Here is an 11133-nt window from a genome sequence, read left to right on the forward strand (position 1 = left end):
ACTGAAGCACGCAGGCAAGCCAATACTTCTTCTGTTTTGGGCGCGACTGATTCATCGATCGATTCAATATCAGTCGAGTCTCGCTTAGTCGTCGTTATAGCCCAGAGCTCAATATCGAATTGCCGATACGTAAAGCCCTCATAGCTTTCGCACTTGACCCTAAACTCGCAACTAATGTGGCGAGCTGGGCGGACGATCTTGAGCAGGCGCGCGCCCAGATATCCCGTCAAAAAACCGAGCCTTCGCCTTCCCAACGCCGGCCTTCTGAACGACACTCGCTCTGCACAGCCCAACAGCACCCAATGGATAGGGACGGACTCCGATGCATCTTGAATTTCACGCCCCAGACGAATTGAAGCAAGAGTTTGCGAAGCTTCTGAATGAAGCTCACCCCGAGCAGGTCTACCAAAGCTTCCTGGAAAAACACACGCAGTTCATACCCCGCGAATTTGTCCAGAACCATGGCATCCACTTTGACCTAGTTTTCAGAAAGCTCCACCTAGCCAGCGACTATGCGCCTGATTTCTTCTACATGTCGAAGAGCTCAGCTGACTGGAATCTTGTACTGATTGAAATTGAGAAGCCTCAATCCAAATACTTCAAGGACGGCAGCAACGACCTCCACCCTGACTTCGTATCAGCTTTTAGTCAAATTCTGCAGTGGCGCGCCTGGTTTGAAAACAATAGTAACTATACGGGATTTATAAATGGCACGCTGGGGTCAGTACGCGAGCCCATGGGTCACAATAGTTGCCACGTAAAGTACGTCCTCGTGCATGGCCGCCGCCATGAGTTCGCCGAAAACGCGATTAAGCGCAACAAAATCAAAGCCATGGAGCAAAATGACTTCAAGATCCTTTCCTATGACAGCCTGCTTGAAGCTCTTGATAGGAAACACCCACTTTACGTGTGCGCCCGCAAGAACGAATGGGTAGATTTCCTTTCTACAGCATATGTTTCAGATGAGGTCTTCTCTTATTTCGATCCGAGCATGCTTCGGATCAATGACGACCTCAGAAAGGACATTGTCGAAAACAAACCTAACTGGCGTATCAGCAGCCTAAGAGGTGGAATGGCATTAGATCATGTGCTGGATAAGCTAGGTCGCTGCTGACGAGCATCACTGCAGAAGCTCAAAAGGCTCCTTCGGAAAACGTCGCCTTCCCAATTGCGCGCATAAGCAGGCCATAGGCAAGCGGCGCGCGCAGTCTGGCACGGCCGACTGTAGTGGTCCAAAACTCATGCATGCGTCATGGGTTGCTTTTGTCAACCCCGCACGCCCATCGAGCAACCTCGGACGCAATACTTTAGCGGTGCTCACAGGCCTTTCTGAACAACAGTCAAATTCACTTTTCGACAAGCGGTAAATTATTTTTAGCTAACTCGATAGGAAGCTTGTTATCGACCCTCAGTGGAGCCTGCTACTGGCGAATCTTCTTAAGTAACTGAAGAACATGGCAAAAAGGATCCAATAAAGAAAGATACTGTATCATCCATGAAGCATCACACTCCATCTGACACTAATTCTCTTTGCCTCAAAACACGGACGGCCTCACCGGCTTACTTTCTTAATCATTTTACGCTGATGTCGTTCTGGCAAAAAAGAATAGCCGTGCTATACCATCCAACATCTCTTCAGGCCTTCTGGATGGACCCTATGTCACTTAACTACTGCGAGCTCGAGTTTAAGATAGGCTGGCTCAAAGATGGCTGTTATAAGCTTGACGCCAGATTTATGAATCCACGGAGTGATACGGAAAATGAACTCGTAGATCAAACCGAAATCGCGATTGATCTAGCGCAATTGCGGGATCAAATATTAGATATCAAGGCCTATGGTAAAACGCTCTCAGCCATGCTTTTCGGTGCCGCCAACAGCCCGGTTCGCACGGCATATGACCATGCCAGAATTGCCGCATCGCAACAGGACGGGCTGAGAATCAGACTGAACATCCAAGGAAGCGCACCGGAACTGAACTCTATTCGCTGGGAAACTCTATTAGATCCGGAAGATGATACGTGCCTGTTCACACAAGAACGCCTGTGGTTCGCTCGCTTCCTCAGCAGCAAGGACTTTCGCTGGAAACCACCGGTGAACATCACCGACATGAGAGCGCTCGTTGTTATTGCCAACCCTATTGATTCCAAGAGTAAGTGGAACCTCGCCGAGGTCGATGCTAGCAGCGAATTCGAACTTATTAAGAAAGCTATCCATATCGGTGGCAAGAATGCCGCGCGACAAATCAAACTGGATGTACTTAACAAACCCGCAACTGTCATTAATATTGCCAGCGCACTGAAAGAAGAGTATGCGGATATTCTTTATATCATCTGCCATGGCATGCTTACGCCAGACAACAAGCCTAGGTTATTGTTGGAAACACCCGACAGCCTTTCACATTTAATAGAAGGGCGCGAATTGGTCGAACGCCTTCGTGACATGCATGAGCGTCCTCGCCTGATTGTATTGGCTTCTTGCGCCAGCGCCGGGGCCGAGCACGCCGACGCCCTGGCAGCCATTGGTCCGGGTTTATCCGCAGCCGGGGTTCCTGCGGTAATTGCCATGCAAGGCAACATCACCCAACAGACATCCAGTTTGTTTATGTCAACGATGTTCGAGCATCTGGCTTGCACCGGTCAGATCGACTCTGCAGTGGCCGCAGCGCGCAGTGCCATAAGACAAAGGTCTGACTGGTGGATGCCTGTTCTTTTCATGCGCCTGAAAACCGGCCGGCTATGGCCAGCTTTCGCCAGTCCGAGTACAATTTTCGACAAGTGGGATGCCATTGTCAGCGATATCCAGCTCAATACATGCGTCCCGATACTCGGCCCTGGGCTTGTTGAATCGGCCTGGGGAGGTATGCGAAACATGGCCGGTAAATGGGCCAAGCGTTATGAGTTTCCATTGGCGCCATGGGACCTAGATAATCTGGCTCAAGTGGCTCAGTACATCGTCTACCGGCAAAGTCGAAGTCGTGTACTTACCGAGCTAACTGGATATTTAATCGATTATTTTCGGAATCATTTCCCAAGCGACCGCGATGTTGTTGAAGCGATCGAAGATCCAGCACCCCCTGTGGAAAAAGGTGCCTCGCGGATACTCAATCAATGGCTCGCGCATGTGGGACGTCTGCAACGATTACAGAACAAACAAGACCCCCATCGATTATTGGCCAGACTTCCAATTCCTGTCTTCATCAATGCCAACCGCGACAACTTTCTTCTGGATGCACTGGTCGAGGTCGGCAAGAGACCTCAAGTCTGCTTATGTACCTGGCTCGTCAACTACGACATGCCAGTACATCTCGGTCCGAAATTACCCGACAACTATATTCCCTCCCCCGAAGAACCATTGATCTTCCACGTATTCGGTAATTTGAAACATCCTCGCAGCCTGGTACTTACAGAAGATGATTATTTCGACTTCCTGATGGCTGTGACCCGCAATGAACACTCCAGGCAGGCCTGCATACCCGGTATGGTCACCGAAGCCCTGGCGTCGTCCGGGCTGTTATTGTTGGGTTTCCAACCGGACGACTGGGATTTCCGTGTATTGCTCAAGGGGGTACTGAAACAGCCAGGAAGCCAAATGAGCAACGAATACACCCGAGTCGCTGTACAGATGAGCCCTACCGAGGGCTCAATCATCGACCCCGACAGGGCCATCCATTATTTGCAGACTTATTTCCAATCCCAGGGAAAGTTGACGACCTTCTGGGGTGCCGCGCAGGACTTTCTGAATGATCTCGCACAGCACTGCGAAGAACAGGGTGTCATACCGCACGAAGAGTAATGGAGAACTCCTATGTCTGCGCCGTCCGCCGCTGCCCCGCTTAAACCTTATATCGGCCCCCTGCCGTTCGAAGAAGGTAGAGAATTATACGGCCGCAAGCGAGAAACCCAGCAGCTGTTCGATCTGTTGATCAGCAAACGCATCGTCTTGCTGATTTCGCCGTCCGGCGCAGGCAAGACATCATTAATTCAAGCCTCGCTGGTGCCCCGTCTTCGCAGGAAGCTGCAGGTTCTGCCAATTATTCGGCTGGCCGCCTCTACGGCTCAGAATAACGAAGCCCCTCATCAGGCCAACACTTACGTCAGCGCAGCGCTGCAATCACTGGAAGCCGGATACGACCAGGCAGACCGGATGAGCGAGGAAACGCTGCGCGGTCATACCCTGGACAGCTATCTCCAGGCACGTCGGCGGCCGAACTCCGACGGCGTCCACCGAGAGTATCCGCTGCTGATCCTTGATCAGTTCGAGGAGCTGTTCACCCTCAATCATTTCGATTGGGACGCCAAAAGGACGTTTATCGAACAGCTCGGTGAAGCGCTGAGCGGGGGCGCCGCCTCCGAGGATGAACTGGAAGATGATGGCCACAATCGTCGGCCAATCTGGGCGCTACTGTCCATGCGCGAAGACTATGCTGCTGAACTCGAGCCCTATCGCGATCTGCTACCGACCGCGCTGACATTCCGCTACCGGCTGGAGCCACTGGAGCGCGAACAGGCGATCGAAGCGGTCAGGGAACCATCACAGGGATGGTTCGAAACAGAAGCCGCCGAACGTCTGGTAAACGATCTCAGCCTGATGAAACAAACCGTAGACGGCAAGGAAACCTGGGTAATTGGGCGTTTTATCGAACCCGTGCATCTCCAAGTGGTTGCCCTGAGTTTGTGGAACAAGGTGGTGATCAAGGAAAATCGGGCGATCCAGACATCCGATATCACCAAAACGCTGCAAGCGACCAGCGAGATTGATACAGCGCTCGGCGATTACTTTCAGAACGCTGTCAGCAGAGCATCGGCCGCTAGCAAGATCCATGAGCGGGTGATTCGCGACTGGATAGAGTCCCGACTCATCACCCCTTCGCACAACCGCACCCATGTGTCATCCAATCCCGAGGAGGCAGGACTGCCCAGTGACGCGATACGCTCGTTGGTGGACAGCCACCTGCTGAGCATCGAAGCCTTTGGGGAGCGTAAATGGCTAGAACTCTCACACGACCGTTTAGTCGGGCCCGTTCGCAAAAGCAATAACGACTGGCGTGAAGCCCACCTCGTGCCGCTACAAAAACGTGCCCGGGAATGGCTGGAACAGACCCGTTCACCCGCCCTGCTTTTTCAAGGCCGAGACCTGCACGACTCCAATACCTACGCTCAAGGGCATCAGGATGAGCTCAGTCAGACAGAACTTGAATTTCTCAAGGCCTCGAATGAACAGCGCAGTCGCCTGCGTCGTCGCCTCGGTGCGGCGATCGTGATCACGATCGGGCTGGTGACGACGCTGGGGGCGTTCACCTGGAAACTGGAGTCAGGACTGGTCGAAGCAAAAGAAATGTTGAAAGATGCCGACGACTCCCAGATAGAGGCCGCCAAAAAACTCAAGATTGCCAACAGTCAACATGCCCACGCTGAAGAGAAGTTGCAACACGCCAATGAATTGGTCATCAAAGCCCAGATAATTGCCTCTGATGCTCAAACCAATACTACCGCCGCACTGAGCATGCTAGGGACACAGACCCAGTCGAAGGTCAAGGACTCGCCGGAACTCAAGGCCAAGTACTTTAAAAGCCTGGTCAGAGCACTAGGATCGATGCCGCCACTTCAGGAGGTGATTGGCAGCGGTCATCTGATTAGAGCCCTGCAATACAACGAAGATGGACAGACCCTGTTCTCCGGCGACTGGAATAGTCGCATAGCCGCTTGGCCAGTGGCAAAGCCCGCAGAGTCCGAACATATCCTGAACACCGAAGGCTCGAGCATCCAGTCGCTTGCTTATAACGCCAAGCGCAAACTACTTGCGTCTTCGAACCAGGATGGCCTTGTCCACCTCTGGAAATCAGAGGGAGGGAAGATGGAACCCCTGGCCACCTTTACTGCGCCTGGAGCCGATATCGAGAAAGGGGTAGTGGTCAGTCTGGCTTTCGATCCCGAGGGAAAGTACTTGGCCACCAGCGGTAAAGTGGGTAAGCACGGTGCGGTACTCTGGGACTTGAGCGATCCGAAGCGCCCGACGAAAACCGGCGAGCTGAGAAGCGCCAAACTCAAAACCAGCGTTTACAAGCTCGCGTTCATTCCTGCCGGACGGTCAAAAGGCGGACTGATAGCCGCTGATACCAATGCGACAATCGTCATCTGGCCGAGCATTGCAAAACCCGCGGCGGCTCAGGTGCTGGATATCAGCAAGGTCATCCGCAAACCATCCGGCATTTTCTCGCTTGACATCAGCCCTTCCGGCCGCTGGTTGGCTGCGGGCACCGGCGAAGGTGGGGTATTGATGTGGGATCTGCTCACCACCGACCCCAATCTGAATGGCGCTCTGCTATCGAACTTCACCCACCAATCACGGGTAACGGGGATCACCTTCTCCCATACAGGGAAATCTCTCTATTCGGTCGGTGGTGATAAACGTCTCGCGGAGTGGCGGCTGCCACAAGCGCCCGAGGCGTCAAGTATTGGCGACATGACCAGCAGAATAACGGCTGGCAGCATCGAAGGCTGGGGAGAAAAACTATATAGCGTGGCGTCCGATCCGCTGAACGAAAACCGGATTGCGGTAGGCGGCGGGTCACGCATACGCACGGTCGAGCTTGATCGCCTGAATCCTTTGGCCAGCCGTATAGCGGGAAGCCAAAACACTTGGCGGGCCTTTGCCGCATCCAGGGATATGAGCCGAGCAGTGGCGTTGGCCAGTGATATGCGAAAGGTCCTGCGCTGGGACTTGGGACCCAATGGATACAGTTCGACCAAACTGGACGTCGAAACCCAAGGGATCAATCTGACGACCCTTGCACTCACCAGCGATGGCCAGACAATGGCGACGGTATCGTGCGCAGGGCAACTGAAAATCTGGTCTTTGGCGCAAGACGCTCCTCAGAGGGAACTAAGCCAACCACCTGCATCGAACAAAAACAGTTGCATCGAAACAACCCTAGGCTTCCATCCCGACCGAAAACTACTGGCGGTAGCAACCGCCAACCGCCTGAGCTTATGGACCCTCGTGGGTGATAGCTGGAAACAAACCGACGTCAAGGTTTTCGACAAGACCGACATTCTTAAGACAATCGCTTTCAGCCCTGATGGCAATAGCCTCGCAGTAGCAGGCAATCTCAAGGAGTTGCAGCTATGGTCCGTCGACGACAACAATCGGTTGAGTGAGGAACCACAAAAATTTGCAGCCACCCAATCCGTGGTCACTTCATTGGCATTCTCATCTGACGGTTCACGCCTGGCCTCAGGTGGGGACGATATGTCCGTTGTAGAATGGACGACGGACAAAGGCCTTGCCGTGGCGGGGATCAGTCAATATCACAACCGGGCGGTACGCAGCCTGACGTTCTTGACCTCTGACAAGGAGTTGTTCCTGATGAGTGGCGACAGGGAAGGTCAGCTCGTGCTCTGCTCTACCCCGTTGAGTGAAGAAACCTGTGTATCGATCGGCCCCCCAAAAGGGGTAGAAATCATTGGCCTGCAGGCTTATGGCGATCGATTGCTGTCAGCCAGCGACGCCATTTGGTCCTGGCAACTGGACCCCATGAAGATGGCAGAAGATGCCGAGAGACTGTCCACCAGCCCGGCTACCGCTGTTTCCAAAGTGAACTCGGAGGTAACCGCGCCATGACCGATACCTTTTTCGTCCCCAACGGAATCAACGGCAGCAATGGAGAATATTTACTCGAGCCACCGACGCCGCGCCAAATCCTCGAAATATCCCTCGGGAATCGTCTGCCCAAGGAGTTCCTGACGAAACTGCAAGACCGAAATGACAGGAGCGCGGCAAATTTCGGTGTACCGTTCGGTGTCGAGCCGGAGAATCTTTCACAAACCGGCTGGGCCGTGCTGTTCCCGCGCGACATTCGCCCGGAAGTTATCCAGGCGCTGCGCCCGTTACTGGATCTTCGCAAGGAACAGGCGGACTCACTTTATCGCGAGTTCCTAAATGGCGAGGGATATCTCCCTGGGGACACCGCCAACCGCTGGCTTGCCCGAGCCCCGAGGTCTAAGGGACCTGGTGTATGCACATGCGAAAAGGTGCCGTATTACTTACTGATCGTGGGAACACCCGGACAGATTCCATTCCGTTTCCAGTACGAGCTGAGCGTCAACTACGCGGTTGGCCGCATCCATTTCGAAGAGCTGGAACACTATCGCAATTTTGCGAACAACGTGGTCAGGGCTGATGAAGCGCGTGCCACCGCCGGACGACGAGCGCTATTCTTTGGACCGAGAAACAACGGGGATGCTGCCACCCGATTAAGCGCCGACAAGTTGGTAGCGCCGTTGGCAGGCTACGTTGGGCATCCAGACTGGCAGATTGAAACCTGCCTGGCCGACTCCGCCACGAAGGAAATGCTCAAATCGCAACTCTTTCACAGTGGCCCGGCTCCGGCGTTTCTGTTCACTGCCAGTCACGGGATGGGTTTTGCATTGGACGATCCCCGCCAGCAACGCCATCAGGGCGCCCTGCTCTGTCAGGATTGGTCTGGTCCCTTGGTCCATAGAGGCAGCATTGCACCTGAGCTGTACTTCAGCGCCGATGACCTCGACGACGACATGGACTTGAACGGCATGATCATCATGCACTTCGCCTGCTATGGCGCAGGAACCCCTCAACTGGACAATTTCAGTAGACCCGGACAGCCTGCACGCCAACTAGCCTCGGCCGATTTCCTCTCGGCTTTACCCATGCGAATGCTGGGCCTACCCAAGGGCGCACAGGCCGTCGTAGGCCATATTGAGCGGGCTTGGTCCTACGCATTCGATTGGCCTGGGACACAAGCGGAACTCTCGACCTTTGAAAGCACCCTCCGCGCATTGATGCACGGCGACTACCGACTAGGCCACGCCATGGAGTTTTTCAGCGAAAGGTTCGCCGGGCTGAGTGTCGCGCTGAACTCACAACTAGATGATGCAAATCTCGGTGCCAATATCGACGAAATACTGCTCAGCCAATTGTGGATGGCCAGCAATGACGCCCGGAACTACTTAGTGCTGGGTGATCCGGCCGCCAGGCTTGGAAGCTCAGTAACAGTGGAATAACTCACCACAAGGAACAACCTCATGGCTATCGAGAAGCTACCAGGAACGGACATTCATTACTATTTGATCGCGTTTGATGAAAATGGCATCGAACGAGAAAACGCGCAGATCAGCGCTCAGCTTGTGGTCCTGTTGCAGCAGCGTGAGATCACCGATGTGTTTATTCTCACTCACGGCTGGAAAGGTGATCCACCAGCGGCACGAACACAATACCGCAGTTGGATCGGCGCAATGTTGGAGTGCACGGCCGATATTAAACGGGTGAAAGATCGCAACCCAAAATTCAAGCCATTGATCATTGGCTTCCACTGGCCGAGTCTGCCGTGGGGCGACGAGGAAATGAGCATCGGCGCCGTAGCATTCGACGCCCTGGAGAACTCCAAGCAGGCATGGATAAGCGAAGCCGCTGCAAAAACCGCAGATACCGCTGTCGCACGTCAGGCGTTGGGTGTGTTGTTCGATGCTGCTCTTACTGAACCCAATCCACCGACACTCCCCCCCGAAATCATCAATGCATACAACGTTCTGCATAACGAAGCGTTTGGCACAACGTCAGACGATATCAATGTGGACAGGGATCTGTTCGACCCCGAAAAAGCCTATCAAAACCAGACACAGGAACCACTGGATTACGGCGGTATTACCGGCAGCGCACTCTTCGCCCCCTTGGTTCAGCTGTCATTCTGGAAGATGAAAAAAAGGGCTCAAGTGATCGGCGAAGGTGCCGGCGCGCGGTTGATTGCCCAGCTACAGCAAGCCTGCGCTGCCAAACCAGCGCGATTTCATCTGATGGGGCACAGTTTCGGCTGCATAGTGGCCTCGTCCATGCTCCTCTCCAAAGCTGGGCAACCCGCAACTTGTGTTGACTCGTTGATTCTGGTCCAAGGCGCCCTGTCGTTATGGTCCTATGCGGCCCGTATTCCCCACAAACCAGAACTGAGGGGGTATTTTCACCCTATTCTCGCCGAACATCGTGTTCGCGGGGCAATCATCACTACCCGATCCGAACACGACACTGCAGTCGGCAAAATCTATCCGCTTGCCGCCGGGCTGGCAGGGCCAGCAGCTTATGATGATTTGGCGCTTCCCAAGTATGGAGCCTTGGGTGCATTTGGTGCTCGTGGTGAGGGCGTTGAATTAACGGAAATGACAATTGGAGACGTGCATCACTCTTACGCTTTCAAACCGCATACGCTCTACAACCTGGAATGCAGCAACGTTATCAAGAGCGGCGCAGGGCTATCCGGCGCTCACAATGACATTGCCCATGCCCAATTGGGTCATGTTGTGTGGGAGGCCGTCATCCAGTCTATGGGCTGACGGCATTCCTTGCTTGACCGGAAGCGTCACCTTGGCAAGTGACTATTGGCGGCTACAGCTGAAGCTGCTCCTTATTGCAGACTGCTGGAAAACAATAAGAAATCCCACGGAAAACATATGGCCATTCGAGGTTAATGGTGAATTCCTAAGATTCGACTTCAGTTCCTTTGACGGAGAATTGGTACACCTAATGAAGCTGTGGCTTGCTCGTTCCGTTTCTGAATTGGCATGCGCAACCGTTAAGATATTCCAAGCACTGCAAAGGCTCGATAAATGCCTTATATATACGACGTTAGAACTCTCACTAATCCCAACCCTAAGTATCGATGATAAGCGGCGTCGTGAAATAGTTACAGAGTGTAATAATCATCAGCTAAGCGCGCTCAAGTCGTTGCTATTATTTTGTTGCGGTCAATCCTTGGGGCTTCTGAGCAACGATTCCAGACCTCGAATTGCATCACTTCCTCAACACACCGTGGACAAATACGCCAGTGTCCGGAGTGGTGATGTATTTCTTGATTTGTATTTGATTATCTGGACTCGCTCAATGACACCTCAAGACATGATCTGGCATACCTCAAAACCCCTCTTTTAATTTGCGTTTGTATTTTATGTATTTGCTAGCAGCTTGCAATGCGTCCCAAACAGATCGCCAAACTTAAAGTCGAACATCTGAATATATTTAATTTTGAAAACTCCGTCAGTGTGCAGTTGCGATTTTTTTCGAGGGAAACAACGCAAAAGCACAGCCCCTTTAACCAGCACGTCGACGGC

The 11133-nt window shown here is 53.2% G+C and carries 5 protein-coding genes; all 5 read left to right on the forward strand.

Annotated features, from left to right (window positions below; all coding sequences use genetic code 11):
* Window positions 1–322: 322 nt before the first annotated feature.
* The 5 genes from ACA060_RS14560 to ACA060_RS14580 all read left to right on the forward strand — a co-directional run bounded on the left by ACA060_RS14560 (window position 323) and on the right by ACA060_RS14580 (window position 10359).
* Complete coding sequence (locus ACA060_RS14560) at window positions 323–1114, forward strand: Shedu immune nuclease family protein (protein ID WP_497311542.1); 792 nt, start codon at window positions 323–325, stop codon at window positions 1112–1114.
* Between the two features lie 543 nt (window positions 1115–1657).
* On the forward strand, window positions 1658–3793 hold the full coding sequence (locus tag ACA060_RS14565; protein ID WP_497311543.1) for a CHAT domain-containing protein: 2136 nt from the start codon (window positions 1658–1660) through the stop codon (window positions 3791–3793).
* 12 nt (window positions 3794–3805) lie between these two features.
* Window positions 3806–7621 (forward strand): NACHT and WD repeat domain-containing protein, encoded by a 3816-nt coding sequence (locus tag ACA060_RS14570; RefSeq protein ID WP_497311544.1) that lies wholly within the window; start codon window positions 3806–3808, stop codon window positions 7619–7621.
* Window positions 7618–9039, forward strand: a complete 1422-nt coding sequence (locus ACA060_RS14575) for a hypothetical protein (RefSeq protein ID WP_497311545.1) — start codon at window positions 7618–7620, stop codon at window positions 9037–9039. The genes ACA060_RS14570 and ACA060_RS14575 overlap by 4 nt, the downstream gene beginning before the upstream one ends.
* Window positions 9040–9060: 21 nt before the next feature.
* Window positions 9061–10359, forward strand: coding sequence for a hypothetical protein (locus ACA060_RS14580; RefSeq protein ID WP_497311546.1), 1299 nt, complete (start codon window positions 9061–9063; stop codon window positions 10357–10359).
* Window positions 10360–11133: the final 774 nt, after the last annotated feature.

The organism is Pseudomonas sp. LBUM1671, assembly GCF_059695685.1.